Raw genomic sequence first — 15,837 nt, 5'->3', positions numbered from 1 at the left:
CTCCCGGCGGCGGACCGGGAGCCCCTCAGCTCAGAGGCGTGTCCGGCCGGGAGTCGGTGTTGACGGCGGCGGCGATCGCCCGCACCTGGGGGGTCCGGACGAGGCCGTAGTGCGTGGTGTCCAGCACGTCGCAGGAGGCGAGTCGCGTCAACTCGGTACGCCAGGCGCGTCGTTGGGCGCCGGGGGAGCCCATGAGGGGCAGCCCGGCCACCGGGCGCCCCGCGAGCCACACCCGTGTGGGCGTGGTGGTCAGTCGGGGCAGCTCGTGCCGCGCCAGACTCGCGACGTTGGCGCGGCAGCAGCGGGCCAGGCGCTCCGCGTACGCCGCGGCCTGCGGGCTCGCCGGCGCCCCGGCGTCATTTTGCCCCAGCTCGTGCGCGAACACGGCCTCGAACTGCGTCTCTTCGTACGACTGGAAGTGCTGTGCGGAACCCGGAGGCGGCGGGTCGAGCAGATAGAGCCGGGCGGCCGGCCGCCCGGCCGCCTCCGCCTCGGCGGCCATCGCGTGGGCCACCCACGCACCGAACGACCAGCCCGCGAGCCACCAGCGCCACTCCCCGTGCGGGAATCGCGTCTGGAGCGCCGCGTGATAACGACGGGCCCGGTCGGCGATCGACCAGCGGGGCGGGTGCGCCTGCCGCAGTCCCGGGTCGGCGATCAGACAGACCGTGAGGTGCGGATCCAGTGCGGAGACCAGGGTGCGGTACGCCTGGATGTCGCCGCCGACGGGGTGGACGAGGCAGATCAGGTCTCGGCCCGTGCCCTGCTGCCAGACCTCCACGGAGACGGGCGGATCCTGGGCGGCGTTGTGCTCCAACGCCGCCGGTTCTGCTGCCGGTGGTTCCTGGACTGTCTCAGGTGCCGACTGCTCCGTCGCCGGATCCGCATCCCGCGTGACAGCGGCGATACGGGAGCGCACCTCGTTGAGACTGACCCGGTGGCTGAGCTCGGAGAGCTCGACGTCGACCCCGTAGTGCTCCTCCACCTTGGCGATCAGGTCGAGCATCAGCAGCGAATCCGCGCCGTGGTCGTAGAGCGAGGCGTCCGGGTCGACGTCGTCCAGGCCGAGCAGGGACCGCGCCCAGCCGCCGAGCCGAGCGGCGACCTGCTCGGGCTCCCGCTCCGCTCGGCGACCGGCGCCCCGACCACCGGACGGGGCCGCCGGAGCGGCGGCGTTGTCCCGTGTCCCCGCCGGGGTGCGCGAGGGCGCGACGTAGAACTCACGTGCCCGGTCGATGTCGGTGGTGGACACCAGGAGCTGTGGAAGGCCGAGCGTCAGCGCCCTGGCGAACAACCGCTGGCCCTCCTTCACCGCGAGGCCGACCATGAGATGTGCTTGGTGCCGGGCGTCGGACCGCAGGGCGTCGCGTGCCATGCCGACCTCGCTCCAGATGTCCCAGCCGATCCCGAGGCGTGCTGTGGCCTCGGCCTCGCCGGAGCGATGGCGGGCGAAGCCGTCGAGGAGACCGGCTGCGGCGGCGTAGTCGAACTGTCCGACGCCTCCGAAGTGCGCGGCCATCGACGAGCAGTACACGGCGAAGTCCGGCCGGTGCCGCTCGATCAGACGCTCCGTCAACAGCGCACCCCGCAGCTTCGCCGCCGTGACCTGCCGCATCGCCGCGCCGTCGCGGCGCGCGATCAACCCGCCGCCCGCCTCGCCCGCCGCGTGCACCACACAGCCGATCCGTCCGACGTGCTCCTCGATCCGCTCCAGGACCGCCTCGATCGGATCCGCCGCCAGGTCGGCCTCGACCAGCCTGATGCGGTCCGCCCACGGCGTCAGGTCCGCGGGAAGCCGCCTGCGGCGTGACATGAGGACGACTCGGCAGGGGGACCGTGTGAGCAGCCAGGCCGCGAGGGCGACACCGATCCCGCCGGTGCCACCCAGGATCACATGGGTGTCGGCCTCGGCCGACGGCATACCGAATGCGGTCGCGTCGGGCACATCGGCCGCGGGCACGGGCAGCAGGGCCTGTCGCCACCAGTACCCCTGCCGCAGCCCAAGCCGTCGGGGCAGGCCCGTCGAGGCATCGACTCCGGCAAGGAGCGCGGCCAGGGCGGGGGCCCAGTCGTCCGGGTCCGGGGAGGGCAGGTCCAGCCAGTGGCTGTCGACGGCACACTCCTGCGGCACCACTTCGGCGGCGCCCGCGAGCAGCCCCAACTCCGGTCGCAGCACGTCGCCTTCGATCGGCTGGGCACGGTACGACAGCCACCAGGGCCGCAGGCGCAGCGACTCCGGCAAGCCCGCCGCCGCCCGGATCAGAGCAGCCGGGGTGTCCAGGCAGGCCCAGCGGGCGCGGTCGAGGGTGTCCTCACCGACGGGCCCGGCCACCGCGAGCGGAAGTGCGTGCAGCCAGTCGATGTCCATGGGCACCGCCGGCCCGTCCGCTCCCGGCGGTCCCGTCTCGGTCAGCTCGGTGAGCAGGAGCCGGAGCGAGCCGGGGTCGGCGGGATCGACTTCGTAGGCGTCGTCCGTGAGGCGGGCGAAACCATGGCCCGCGCTGACCCGCACCACCCGCTCGTACACGCCCTCGAACGACCGCAGTGCCTCGGGCGGCGCCGGGTCGGCGGTCAGTGACACCAGCGTCGCGGACGTGCGTGGACCGGCAGCGACGCGGACGCGGCTGTGGCGCACCCAGTGCGTCTGGTGCAGCCAGTCGGCTTCGGGCAGCCGCTGCGGCCACGCGGCCTCCGGCTCGGGCTCGGGCTCGGGCTCGGGCTCGGGCTCGGGAGAGGAGCCTGGGGGAGCGGCGCGCGGGAAGTCGTGGTCGGTGAGGTGGAAGGCCGGTGGGGGGAAGTCCCAAGGAGCCTGGGCGGGCCCTGCGGGCCACGGGACCGTCCGACCCTCCAGCCAGGCGTCGACGAGTTCAGCGGCCGCGTGGTCCGTGGCGGAGCGTGGTTCTTCCCGGGCCTTCGTGTCGATGCCGGGCGTCCCGAAGCCGCGCAGCGTACGCAGCCATGCCACGGCGGCTCCGGCGTCGGCACAGACCGCCGCGGCCCGATGGCGCCGTGCCGGTCGCCCTGCCTGGAGATGGCGGAGCACGCGGCGGTACTCCGTGGGCCGGGCTTCGAGATAGTCGGCGATGCGGGCGGCGTCGGCGCGGAGTCCCGCCGCGCTGCTGCTGGACAGCAGCAGGCAGGGCATCACCGGGCGGTGCGGATCCGTGCCGCCCGATCCCGCTGTCCCGTTGGGCTGCGGCATCTCGCCTGGCCGCGGCGTTCCGTCCGCTTCGAGCACGAGGTGCGCGTTGGTGCCGCCGATGCCGAAGCTGCTCACTGCCGCCACTCGGGGGCGTTCGGCGGGCCAGGGACGCGCCTCTGTCGGGATGTAGAACGGGGCCGGGTCGGAGCCGAGTCGCGGATTGAGCCGGTGGTAGTCGATGTTGGGCGGGATCACATCGTGGTGCAGTGCGAGCACGGCCCGCACGAGACCGACCACACCCGCCGCGGCGCCCAGATGACCGATCTGGCTCTTCACCGACGCCAGTGCGCAACCGCTCGCACCACGCGAGCCGTCCGCGCCCGGCTCCGGGATCCCGAAGGCCTGCCGCAGAGCCCCGAGTTCCACCGGGTCGCCCAGCTGCGTACCCGTGCCATGGGCCTCCACATAACTGACATCGGAGCCGTCACGGCCACTGCGGCGCAGCGCGCTGCGGATCACCTCACGCTGCCCGGCGAGGGACGGCGCGCTGTAACTGAGCTTCCCCGAGCCGTCGTTGTTGAGGGCCGAGCCGGTGATCACCGCATACACGGTGTCCCCGTCACGACGCGCGCTGCGCAGGGGCTTGAGGACGACGACGCCGACGCCGCTCGCCCCGATGGTCCCGCTCGCGTCGTCGCTGAACGGGCGGCAGTGCCCGTCCTTGGAGAAGATGTGCTGCGGACGGTAGGTGTAGCCGTCCGTCAGGAGCGTGTCGACGAGCACCCCGCCCGCGAGCATCACGTCGGCGTCGCCCTGGCGCAGCAGCCCCGCCGCGACGTGCACCGCCACCAGCGAACTGGCGCACGCCGCCTGGACGCTGAAGGCGGGGCCCGACAGATCGAGGTGGTAGGCCACCTTGGTGGTGAGGAAGTCCTTGTCGTGGTGGAGCGCCATCTGGAAGCCGTCGGGCACGTGATCCGGATCGGCCTCACGGAGCAGGGCCTGGAAGTAGGTGTTCTCGCCGCACCCGGCGACAAGCCCGACGCGTCCGGCGCTCGGGTCGGTGATGCCGGCGTGCGCGAGCGCCTGCACGGAACTCATCAGGAGATGCCGCTGTTGCGGGTCCATCAACCGGGCCTCCTGGCGGCTGACACCGAAGTGCTCCGGGTCGAAGGAGAGCAGGCCCGACATCTGGCTGCGCGCGCCCACCCGTCCGTCCGTGGCATCGAAGTGCTCGATGCCACGGGCACCGGTACGCACCAGGTCCCAGAAGGACGCGAGGTCGTCGGCGCCGGGCAGACGGACCGCCATGCCGATGACGGCGATGGGCTCGTCGGCGGATGCGGAAGACGCCCCCGCGGCTTCCGGAGCAGGTGCGGCGGACTCCAGGAACGCGGCGAGATGCCGCACCGTGACGTGCTCGAACAGATCGGGGATGGTGAACCGCAGGTCGGGCTCGGCGGTACAGCGCAGATGGAAGCGCATCAGGTCGAGGCTGGACGCCCCGGCGTCGAAGAACCGCTGTTCAGGCCCGATGGGCCGCCCGACCACTTCCTCGAACAGGTCGCTGATCCGGGCCTCGTACGGCGAGAGGACCGGCCCGGCGGCGTCGCCGGAGTACCGCAGCTCCACTCCGGGAGCGGTGAGCGCCGCTCGCCGGTCCAGCTTGCCGCTCGGGGTGAGCGGCAGCGTCTGCACACGCAGGAAGCGGTCGACGCGTATGTACGGGGGCAGCAGGGGCGCCAGATGCCGGGCCAGCGTTTCCGCGGTGAGCCGCGGCACCGTGCCCACCGGGCTCTGGCCCTCGGCGAGCGCCGTGTCCGAGCCCCCGTCCCGCACTTGCACGCATGCGACCAGCTGGTGCGCGTCGCGTACCACCACGGCGTTGACGACGTCTGGATGCCGCAGCAGCGCTGCCTCGACCTGTCCCAGTTCGAGGCGGTGGCCGCTCACCTTGATCTGCTGGTCGTCGCGGCCCAGGAAGTGCAGCAGGCCGTCCGCGTCGAAGCGGGCCAGGTCGCCGCTGCGATAGAAGGTGCCGAGTCCGGGCAGGTCGACGAAGCGCTCCGCGTTCAGCGCGGGGTCGGCCAGATAGCAGGGCGCCGCCATGGGGCCGCCGATCAGCAGTCGGCCCGCTCGTCCCGCCGGCAGGGCCTCGTCGGCGTCATCGACGACCCGGAGCCAGGCACCCGCTGCCGGTCGGCCGATGGCCGGACGCTCCGGCCAGCTTGCCGGGTCTCCGTCGAGACACAGCGCGCTGACCACGTGCGTCTCGGTCGGCCCATAGTGGTTGAACAGGCGTGCGCCGCGCAGTCCGGCGAACCAGCTGCGAATGGCGTCCGTGCACAGCAACTGCTCACCCGCGGTGATGACGTCACGCAGCCGCGAGGGGTGGCGGCCCAGACGGACGGCGTGCTCGGCGAGGACCTGGAGCGCGACGTAGGGCAGGTGGAGCCGCTCGATCCCGGCGGCTTCGAGTTGGTCGAGGAGCGCCGGCGCGTCCTGGCGCAGGCCGGGACGTACGAGATGGAGCAGGCCACCCCCGCACAGCGTGCCGAAGATCTCCTGGAAGGAGACGTCGAAGGACAGCATGGCGAACTGCTGCGTGACAGCGGGCGCCGCGAGGCCTCCGGATTCCCGCTGCCACTGGAGCAGATCGCACAGCGTCCGGTCAGGCACCCGCACGCCCTTGGGGGCACCGGTGGAGCCGGAGGTGAACAGGGTGTACAGCGGTCGCCGTCCGTCGTGCGGCGGGCAGGTGCCGTCGGTCACCGGTGCCTGGTCCGGGAGCACGACCGGACGGCGCGGCAGCCCGGCCGGGGCGAACGCGTCCAGCGCGGGCGCCCCGTCCGCCGGCACCAGGACGCACAGCGGCTCGACCTGGTCCAGGATCTGCCGCAGCAGCGCGGGCGGGTAGGAGGGGTCGAGAGGTACGACGGTCAGGTTGAGCCGGGCCAGCGCCAGGAGGGCCACGACGTGCTCGGGCGAGGCGTCGAGGTAGAGGGCGACGTGGCAGGGGTCGTCGTCCAAGGACGACGGATGCTCGTGGCGCAGCTCGGCCGCCAACGCGGCGGCGTGGGCGTCGAGTTCGGCGTAGGAGAACGTCTGGTCCCCCGAAGCCAGCGCCGGGGCGTCGGGGGTGCGGCGGACCTGATCGGCGAAGCCCTCGGCGATGGTCGTGAAGGCCGGTGGTGTCGCAGTGCCGCGGCCGGGCTCGGGCAGGGCGCGGCGATAAGGTGCCACCAGCTCGGCGAGGGTGGGGTCCGCTCCGGTGGCCAGCAGGTCGATGGCCCGGCGGAACAGCTCGTCCAGGGCGGTCACCTCGGCGGCGTCGAAGTAGTGGGGGTCGTACTCCCACAGGCAATCGACGCTCGCGCCGTGTTCCACCACCGACAGGGTCAGGGGACACTTCGCCTCGACCGGAGTCGGCCACTCGGGCCGGGCCGAGCAGCCGGGCAGCGCGAGCGCGCCGAAGTCGGTGTTCTCCAGGACGAAGAGGAAGTCGAACGGCGGCTGCCCGGCGCCCGACTCCTGGTCGGCCAGGACGTCGGCGAGTGCGACATCCTGCCGGTCGAGGACCGCCTGTGTGGCGTCGGCGTGCCGCCGCAGCTGGGTGTGGAGCCGCTCGTGCGGCACCAGTTCCAGCGGCAGCAGCACCGTGTTCGCGAACATGCCGACGCTCGCATCGAACTCCTGGACAGGCCGTCCGGCGACAGGGCCGGCGATCCGAGGCGCCGTGCGTCCGGTCACGCCGTAGAGGCTCCAGGCGTAGGCGGCCAGAAGGAGTGGGAAGCGCGTGCGGCCGAGGTCGGCGCAGAGCCGGTCGAGCGCGGTGCGGCTGCCCGCGTCGAGCGTGGTGCGCAGCAGGCGGCAGCCGGGGGTGTGTCCGGCCGCGCGGACCGGCTCCAGGGGCATCGATTCCGGCGTCGACGTGCCGTAGTGCTCCCTCAGTTCGGACCGCTGGGCGCGGTACGCGTCGTGCGTGAACCACGAGGCTTGCCAGGCCGCGTAGTCGAGGGGGGTGGGGACCGAGGGGGAGTGCGACAGGAGGGCCGGAGGCGTGGTCGGCGGCACGGCGACGTCGGGGAGGGACCCCGCAGTGGCTTGCGGTTCCTCGCCCGGCGCTTGTACGGACTCGGCGTACGTCGCCGACAACTCTGCGAACAGCACGTTCAGCGACCAGCCGTCGACCGCTATGTGGTGTGCGAGCAGCAGAAGTTCGCCGCCGTGCGGACCCGGAAGCCAGCAGGCGCGCAGGAGCCTGGCCTCGGCCAGGTCGAACGAGGCGGCGAAGAAGCCGTCCTTGGCGGCGCGGCGGCCGTCGTCGGACCGGAGCGCTTCGCCCGGGGGCTCGACCCAGGGGTCGTAGGCGTCGCGCACCACCTGCCGCAGCCCGTCGGGCGTGGACTCGAAGGCGGTACGCAGCGCCGGGTGCCGCACCACGAGAGCGCGCAGAGCATGCCGGAGCGCCGCGATGTCGACGGCGCCGTCCAGGCGGAAGGCCAACGGCACGTGGTAGCCACGGCAGTCCGGTCGCTGTTGTTGGAGCAGCCACAGCCGTTGCTGTTCGGAGGTGGCCGGTGCGGCAGCGGCCCCCGCGGGGGCCGCCACCGGCGGGTACGGCACGTCGGCGTCCGCGCTGCCCGCCTCGATCACGGCGGCCAGTTCGGCGAAGTCGGCACGGAGGATGAGCGCTTGTGGCACGTCGCGGCCCCAGCGCCGCCGTACCTCGAAGCGCAGCCGTAGCGCCTTGAGCGAGTCACCGCCGCTCGCGACCCACCTGTCGGCAAGCCGGAGATGGGTGACACCCAGGATCTGCTCTGCCAGCGTCAGCACTTCACGTTGCCGGCCGGTGACCGGCGCCGTCTCCTCGGGACGCGTGGGGTCGGCAGCGGTCCAGGGCACGTCGGCCCGTCGCAGCAGGGCCGACTTGTCGACCTTCCCGTTGGCGTTGAGCGGCAACTCGACCACGCGGTAGGCACGGTGAGGGCGCATGTACGCGGGCAGGCTCGCGGCCAGATGCCGGTCGAAGTCCTCGTACGACAGCTCCGCGCCGAGCACGAGATAGGCCAGGAGCTCATTGACGCCGTCCGGGTCGCGATGTGTACAGACGTAGGCCTCGCGCACGGCTGGGTGGGCCACGATCTGGCGTTCGAGCTCGCCCGGTTCGACGCGGAAGCCCCGCACCTTGACCTGCCGGTCGGCGCGTTCCACGTACTCCATGCGCCCCTCGGCGTCGACGCGTACCAGGTCGCCGGTGCGGTAGTGGCGGTGGTGTCCGTCGTGTTCTCCGGCCGTGGCCGCGGCGTCCTGCCCCGCGCCGTGCCAGGGCAGGCTGACGAAGCGGCGCTCGGTCTCCTCGGGCAGGTTGCGGTACCCGGCCGCAAGCGCCTCGCCGGACAGGTACAGCTCGCCGACCTCGCCGGGTGCGGCGGCGCGGGTGCCGTCGACGACCGCGAGCGCCCCGGTGCCCGGCAGCGCGCGCCCGATCGGGATGACCTCGGAGTCGAGGTCGCGGGAAATGGGGTGACACAGGGCGAACGTGGTGGCTTCGGTGGGGCCGTAGACGTTGTGGAGCTGGGTGGGGCTGTCGGGATTGTCGCGAAACCAGCGACGGATCAGCCGGGCATTGAGCTGCTCGCCGCCCACGAGGACCTGACCGACCCCGGAGAAGCAGTGCGGCACCTTGTCGACGATCGCGTTGAACAGCGCGACGGTGATGAACAGGACGTCGACCCGCAGGCGTTCAAGATCGGCCGCGAGGACATCGGGGGTCTGCACCGTCTCGTCGCGAAGGATCACACAGCGACCGCCCGTCAGAAGCGGCACCCATACCTCGAAACTGATCGCGTCGAAGGCGGGGTTGGACAGACACGCGAAGCGCGCACCCTCGTCCAGCCGCAGATAGCCGGGGCGTGCCAGGCGCAGGATTCCGGCGTCCCGCACTTCGACGCCCTTGGGCCGGCCGGTGCTGCCGGAGGTGTAGAAGACGAAGGAGACACCGGTGCCGTCCTTGACAGCGTTGTCGTCCGTGACACTTCTGCCGTCCGGCGCGCCCTGGAACAGCGAGGACACGTCGAACGAACGCACCCCCTCGGGTAATTCGGCGAGGCCGACGGCACCGTGGACCACGGCCACGCAGTCCGAGTCGGTCAGGATGTGGCGCCGGCGCTCGGGCGGGCTCTGGGCATCGAGCGGGACGACGGTCGCACCCAGGCGCAGGGCGCCGAGCATGGCGCAGACCAGCTCCCATGACCGGGGCAGGCAGATGGCGACGGCCTGCCCCGGGCGCAGTCCGTGGTGGCTCAGCGTGTGGGCGACCGCCGCGCTCGCCGCGTCGAGCTGCGCGTACGTGAGGGTCTCCGCGCCGTCGACGAGTGCGACGGCGTCGGGGCGGCGACGGGCCTGCGCGAGCACGGTGGTGGCAAGGCCTGGGTTGGCGGACAAGCTGACTCTTCCACTCTCGGGGCTTATTCGCAGGGGCGACTTGAATAGGCGTGGGAATTCGCTCAGCAGGGTCGGTCGAGCCCGGAGAGGTTACGAATCGCAATCCAGGAGCGAAAGGGAGACTGATTCGTCACGCAGGGTGTATTCACCGTGCACAGATGTGACATGACGTGTCGTTCGGAGGCTCTGCATATGGTTTGACCTGCTGTAGAGCGTGTTTGCCTCCGAGTGGGGCGTGAATATGTCCAGGCAGTCGAAGGAGCCGCCACCGGCATACGAAACAAAGCGACAGGTTTATCGTCCGTCGATGAGGCCGCCCGCGACGATGATCGATCAGGGCGTGTGAGTCTGTCAACGGGAGAGTGATTGTGCGGTCCGGACTGCCCTTGTTCGCGCAGTAGGCAAACGCACTCTCCTGTGGGTGCCCGCTTGCGCGTCGTAAGTGATTCTTGATGACCTGGTCAACTCCCCTTTGTACGGCCACGATCCGGGCAGGACACTCCCTGGACGGCCGCCGCCACGTGCTCGCGGAACCAACGGTGCCCAGGATCGGCGGAGTTGCGGGGGTGCCAGGCCATCCCGAGGTCGATGGGGGGCAGGTCGAGGGGGAGGGGGAAGGTCCGCAGCCCCAGGGCGGCGGTCGGGCCGGGGAGGCAGCCGGTCAGGGTGAGGGCGACGAGGTCGGTGTCCCGGGCGAGGAGCATGGCGCTCGTGTGGCTGGGGACGACGACCGCGACACGGCGTCGCAGGCCGCGTTCCGCCAGGGCGTGGTCGATGGGGCCGAGGCGCTTGCCGTGCCGGGAGATGCCGATGTGGTCGGCGGCGGCGAAACGACGGGCGTCGATCCGCTTCCGGAACAGGGGGTGACCGCCGCGGGCGACCCCCACCAGGGGCCGCTGCACGAGGCTCTGGGTGCGGATCTCCGGATCCAGGTCCCCGAGGACGCCGAGCTCGACGTCCACCGCGCCCTCACGCAGCGCGGGTCCGCCCTCCAGGGCCTCGGGCAGGAAGACCACGTCCACCTCCGGCGCCTCGGCACGGATCCGCTCGGTCAGGGGGCCGGCGAGTCCCGCCAGGAGCAGGTCGGTGGCCTGCACGGTGAAGGTGCGCTGCAGGTGGACGGCCTCGAACCCGGCACCCGGCCGCAGCACGTCGTCGCAGCCCCGCAGCAACGCGCCCACCTCGTCGCGGAGTTCGACGGCCCTGGGCGTGGGCACCAGGCCCTGCCCCGCCCGGACCAGGAGCGGATCGCCGACGGCGCGACGCAGCCGGGCCAGGGCGCGGCTGGTGGCCGCGGGGGACGTGCCGAGGCGCTCGGCGGCGCGCGTCACGCTGTTCTCCTGGAGCAGGGCGTCCAGGACGCGCAACAGATTGAGATCCATGGACAGCTCCTGAGCTGCATCTTTGCGTATGCATCAATAATTGAATGCTGATTCTTGCATTGCTGGGCAGCCCGTGTCGCCGGAAGGGTGGACGCAGGCCCACGAGAACGCGGGCCACCCGACGAGCACGTTGTGCAAGGAGTCAGTCATGCAGGAGTCCCCACGGGCCGGTCGCGAAGGCGACGTGCTGGCCGTGGTCTGCCAGAGCGGTCCTTCGGTGTCGTTCTTCGACGCCGCGTCCGACCGGTACCTCGGATCGGTCGAAACCCTCGCCCAGCCACACGAGTTGTGCTTCGACCCGACGCACCGACTGCTGTGGTGCACGATGACGTACCACTCGGGCTTCTACCACGCGAACACCGGCCGCAGGACCCAGCTCACCGTCATCGACCCCGACACCCGCGGCGTCGTCGAGGTCGTCGACCTCGCCCCCGAACACGCCCCGCACGGCCTCGCGCTGGACGCGGAGCGCGGCCGCCTGTACGTCACGGTGGAGGGCTCGGCGGACCGCCCCGGCGGCGTCGTCGTCATCGACACCCGGACCCGCCGCCCCCTCGGCAGGATCGGCACCGACGCCCCCGGCTCGCACTGGCTGGCCGTCGACGCGGCCGGGAGGACGGCGTACGTCGCCAACAAGGAGGCACCGTACGTCTCGGTCCTCGACCTCGAACGGCAGTGCCTCGCCGGACGGGTCGAGGTGCCGGGCAGCGAAGGAGTCGCCGTCTCGGCCGACGGCAGGTACGCCTTCGTCGCCGCGCCGCACGGTGGCTCCTTCGCGGCGGCGGGCGCGACTCCCCCTGGAATCAGGGTGATCGACACCGCGACGAGGGCCGTCGCCGACACCCTCCCCCTGGACAACGCCGCCATGCCCCTCCACCTCACCCCGACGGGCAAGCTCCTCGCGGGCGAGGTGGGCACGGAGCCCGACCCGGCCACCGGAGCCGGCCGCATGGCGCCCGGCCGCCTCACGGTCTTCGCCGCCGACACCCACAAGCGGCTCGGCGACGTCGAGGTGGGGCTCGTCCCGCTGACCATCACCTCGTCGCCCGACGGCCGGATCGCGTACGTGGCCTGCTACGCCTCGTCCACCGTCGAGATCGTCGACCTGGAGACCCTGCGGCCCCTGACGCGGCTGCGGCACCGGGCGCTCGGCGAATCGGGCGCGCACGGCCTGGCGTACGTCCCGCGGGAGTGAGCCACGTCCCGCGCCCGCCCGCGCCCCATCTGGCGCACCCCGCCCCACCCTGGACGGCGTCCCGAGCCGTGCCCCGCACCCGCACCCACACCCAAGAACCCGGAAAGGCCCCACCATGATCGTCATCACCGCCCCCACCAGCACCATCGGCCGTCAGCTCGTCGACGACCTGCTCGACCGCGGGGCGCCGCTGCGCCTCGTCGCCCGTGACCCCTCGCGGCTCGCCCCCGAGGTGCGTGCACGCGTCGAGGTGATCGAGGGCTCGCACGGCGACGCCGATGTCATCGACCGGGCGTGCGCGGGCGCCGACGCGGTCTTCTGGCTCGCGCCGGACGACGGGGACGCGCCCAGCGCCGAGACCGTCTACGTCGACTTCACCCGCCCCGCCACCGAGGCGTTCGCCCGCCATGGTGTGCGGCGAGTGGTGGCCATCACCGCGCTCGGCCGCGGCACGCCGCACGGGGACGACGCGGGCCTGGTCACGTCCTCCCTGGCGATGTGCGACCTGATCGCCGCCTCGGGCGTCGCCTTCCGGGCCGTGGCCTGCCCGTCGTTCATGCACAACCTGCTGCACCACGTCGGCTCGATCAACGAGCAGGACGCGTTCTTCATGATGATCGACCCGGACCTGAAGGCCCCCATGGTGGCGACCCGCGACATCGCCGCGACCGCGTCGAGGCTGCTGCGCGACGACACCTGGCACGGCTCCGGGCAGGTCGCCGTTCTCGGCCCCGAGGACCTGTCGCCCACCGACATGGCGCGGATCATCTCCGAGGTGATCGGCAGGGAGATCCACTACCGGCAGGTCCCGGGCCCGGCCCTCAAGGCACGCATGACCGGCATCGGCATGACCGACGCGATGGCGCAAGGCATGGTGGACATGTTCGAGGCCAAGAACCGCGGCCTCGACAACGCCGAGCCGCGCACCACGGAGTCCACCACCCCGACCACGTTCCGGCAGTGGTGCGAGGAGGTGCTGAGGCCCGCCCTGTCCAACTGAACGACCGCGCCCGGGCATGGGCGTACCAGGTGCCGCAGGGCGCGACGGACACCGGCAGCGGGTCGCCGTGGACCCCTTGCTATGGTGCGCCGATGTCAACGATCAGGAAGATCCAAGTGACCTTCGACTGCGCCGAACCCGAGCGCGTCGCCCGCTTCTGGTGCGAGGTGCTGGGGTACGTCGCACCGAAGCCTCCGGAGGGCTTCACGACGTGGGACGACTACCACCAGTCCCTGCCCCCGGAGCAGCGGGATTCCTGGTTCGCCTGCAGCGACCCGTCGGGCGTCGGCCCGCGCCTGTACTTCCAGCGCGTCCCCGAGGGCAAGGTCGCCAAGAACCGGGTGCACCTCGACGTGCGGGCGGGCACCGGGCTCGTGGGGGAGGAGCGCCTGGCCACCCTGGAGGCGGAGTGCGCGCGCCTGGTCGCGCTCGGGGCGGTGCGCGTGCGCCTGCTGCCCGCCGATGAGGAGAACGAGTCGTGCATCGTGATGCAGGACGTCGAGGGCAACGAGTTCTGCCTCGACTGACCGCCCGCCGAACGTAAGGTTGTTCGGACGGGCCGGGCAGTCTCCGAGAGCGCCTGGAGCAGACGGGAACCAGAGGGAAGCCGAGGGACCCGAGCAGAACAGGAAGGCGCTGTTTGATGACTGCCCACCGGTCGGGACCCGCGGTGCTGCCCCCGTCTCTGCGCCCGTGGCTCGGTCTGGTCGCGGCCCTGGCCGCGCTGGTGGTCGCCACGATCGGGGTCCTGTACGCCGGGCACGGCGAGTCCGGTGCGGTGGACCGGTGGATCATCGATCCCACGGCGGACAGCGTCCGGTCGCCGTGGCGGAACGTCGGTCTTGCCATCGACTTCTGGGGAGAGCCCGCCGGGGCGGCGCTCCTGGTCGTGGCCGCCGTGACGGGCTGTCTGCTCCTTCGCCACCCGCGCGCGGCGGTGCTCGTCGTGGTCGGCCCCGGCCTGACCGTGGTGACCACGACGCTGCTCAAGCACCTGGTGGGACGCACCATCCACGGCGCCGACAACCTGTCCTACCCGAGCGGGCACACCGGCTTCCTCACCGCGCTCGCCCTCGCTCTCGCGCTGCTCGCGACCGGCCTGCGCGGCCTCGGCGGGACGACCGGCACGGTCCTCGTGCTGGGCGCGGCGCTGGGCGCGGGCGCCGCCATGGGCTGGGCGCAGGTCGCCCTGGTGGCGCACTACCCGACCGACGTCCTCGGCGGCTGGTGCACCGCGCTGGTGGTGGTACCCGCGACCGCGTGGCTGGTCGACCGGGCGGCCGGCCGACTGGAGGACCGGCCGGCCGACGCCGATCAGCGGGCGCGCGGCTGACGCCCCCTCACGCCAGGCGGCGGAACACCGGCTTCACCGGCCGTCCGCCCAGCCAGGGGGTGGGATCCCCGGCGTCGAGCGCCTTGCGGTACACCGCACACGCCTGGGCCACCACGTCGACGGTGTGGTCGATGTCGGCGTCGTCGAGCGCGCTGCTCACCACGAACGACGGGGCGAGGACACCGCCCGCGAGGAGACGGCGCAGGAACAGGGTGCGGTACTCCTGCGACGGCCGCCGTTGCGCGTCGAGGGTGGCGAAGACCAGATTGCTGGCCCGGCCCCGGACGACGACGTGGTCGGCGACGCCCATGGCGGCCGCCGCGTCACGGACACCGGCGGCCAGCCGCTCGCCGAGGGCGTGCAGGCGCGCGGTGACGCCCTCCTCGACGTAGACGGTCTGCACGGCCATCGCCGCGGCCAGGGAGTGCGTCTCCGCGCCGTGCGTGGTGGACAGCAGGAACACCTGCTCGCCGGAGTGACGGAGGCCGCCCCGCTCCATCAGCTCGCGGCGTCCGGCGAGCGCGGAGACCGCGAACCCGTTGCCCAGCGCCTTGCCGAACGTGGAGAGGTCGGGCACGACGCCGTACAGGCCCTGCGCGCCCGCCTCCGACCAGCGGAAGCCGGTGATCATCTCGTCGAAGACCAGGACGCACCCGTGCCGGTCGGCCAGTTCGCGCAGTCCGGCGAGATACCCCGGCGCCGGCTCGGTGTGGGAGGCCGGTTCGAGGACGAGGCAGGCCACCTCGTCCCGGTACCGGGTCAGGAGCTCCTCCGTGGCGGCCAGGTCCCCGTACGGGAACGTCACGGTCAGCTCGTTGGTCTCCGCCGGAACGCCCGCGGACATCGGCGTCGTACCGATGAACCAGTCGTCGACGGAGAAGAACGGATGGTCGCCGCAGAGGGCGACCCGCGGGCGCCCGGTGACGGCGCGTGCGAGGCGCACCGCCGCGGTGGTGGCGTCGGAGCCGTTCTTCGCGAACTTCACCATCTCGGCGGTCGGCACGGTGGCCAGGAAGCGCTCCGCGGCCTCGACCTCCACGAGGGAGGGCCGCACGAAGTTGCTGCCGCGGTCGAGCTCGCGCCGCACCGCTTCGAGCACACGGGGGTGGGCGTGGCCGAGGCTGACGGACCGCAGTCCCGAGCCGTACTCGATGTAGCGGTTGCCGTCGACGTCCCACACATGGGCGCCCTGGCCGTGGCTGATGACCGGCGCCAGGCCCTCGGGGTACTGGTCGTCGCCCTTGGCGTACGTGTGCGCGCCGCCGGGGACCAGGGCGTGCAGCCGCTCGTTCGCCTGCCGTGACCGGGGCAGTCGGAACTCTTCGGTGTCCAAGCGGA

At 72.4% G+C, this 15,837-nt stretch carries 7 protein-coding genes; 4 read left to right on the top strand and 3 right to left on the bottom strand.

Annotation, left to right across the window (positions count from 1 at the left end; translation table 11 throughout):
* Positions 1 to 25: 25 nt before the first annotated feature.
* Positions 26 to 9,589, bottom strand: coding sequence for a non-ribosomal peptide synthetase (locus OO63_RS08545; protein ID WP_033263950.1), 9,564 nt, complete (start codon positions 9,587 to 9,589; stop codon positions 26 to 28).
* Between the two features lie 461 nt (positions 9,590 to 10,050).
* Complete coding sequence (locus tag OO63_RS08540) at positions 10,051 to 10,971, bottom strand: LysR family transcriptional regulator (protein WP_031192274.1); 921 nt, start codon at positions 10,969 to 10,971, stop codon at positions 10,051 to 10,053.
* A 148-nt stretch (positions 10,972 to 11,119) separates the two neighbouring features.
* Here OO63_RS08540 and OO63_RS08535 point away from each other — a divergent pair, with 148 nt between their 5' ends.
* The 4 genes from OO63_RS08535 to OO63_RS08520 all read left to right on the top strand — a co-directional run bounded on the left by OO63_RS08535 (position 11,120) and on the right by OO63_RS08520 (position 14,499).
* Positions 11,120 to 12,166: a YncE family protein gene (locus tag OO63_RS08535; RefSeq protein ID WP_031192273.1), complete on the top strand. Its 1,047-nt coding sequence runs from the start codon at positions 11,120 to 11,122 to the stop codon at positions 12,164 to 12,166.
* A 115-nt stretch (positions 12,167 to 12,281) separates the two neighbouring features.
* Positions 12,282 to 13,166 carry an NAD(P)H-binding protein gene (locus tag OO63_RS08530; RefSeq protein WP_031192272.1) on the top strand — a complete coding sequence of 295 codons (885 nt, stop codon included), beginning with the start codon at positions 12,282 to 12,284 and terminating at the stop codon, positions 13,164 to 13,166.
* 92 nt (positions 13,167 to 13,258) lie between these two features.
* Entirely contained in the window at positions 13,259 to 13,693 is a 435-nt protein-coding gene (locus tag OO63_RS08525; RefSeq protein ID WP_030363819.1) for a VOC family protein, read from the top strand.
* Positions 13,694 to 13,809: 116 nt separating this feature from the next.
* A complete protein-coding gene (locus OO63_RS08520; RefSeq protein ID WP_031192271.1) occupies positions 13,810 to 14,499 on the top strand; it encodes a phosphatase PAP2 family protein in 690 nt (229 codons plus the stop codon).
* A gap of 7 nt (positions 14,500 to 14,506) precedes the next feature.
* On the opposite strand, the gene OO63_RS08515 is transcribed toward OO63_RS08520, so the two are convergent.
* Complete coding sequence (locus tag OO63_RS08515; RefSeq protein ID WP_031192270.1) at positions 14,507 to 15,832, bottom strand: glutamate-1-semialdehyde 2,1-aminomutase; 1,326 nt, start codon at positions 15,830 to 15,832, stop codon at positions 14,507 to 14,509.
* Positions 15,833 to 15,837 lie beyond the last annotated feature (5 nt).

The sequence above is a fragment of the Streptomyces alboflavus genome, from assembly GCF_000716675.1.
GTDB lineage: Bacteria > Actinomycetota > Actinomycetes > Streptomycetales > Streptomycetaceae > Streptomyces > Streptomyces alboflavus.
Note: the sequence above shows the minus strand (reverse complement) of the source record. Positions and strands in the feature narration are given on the sequence as shown.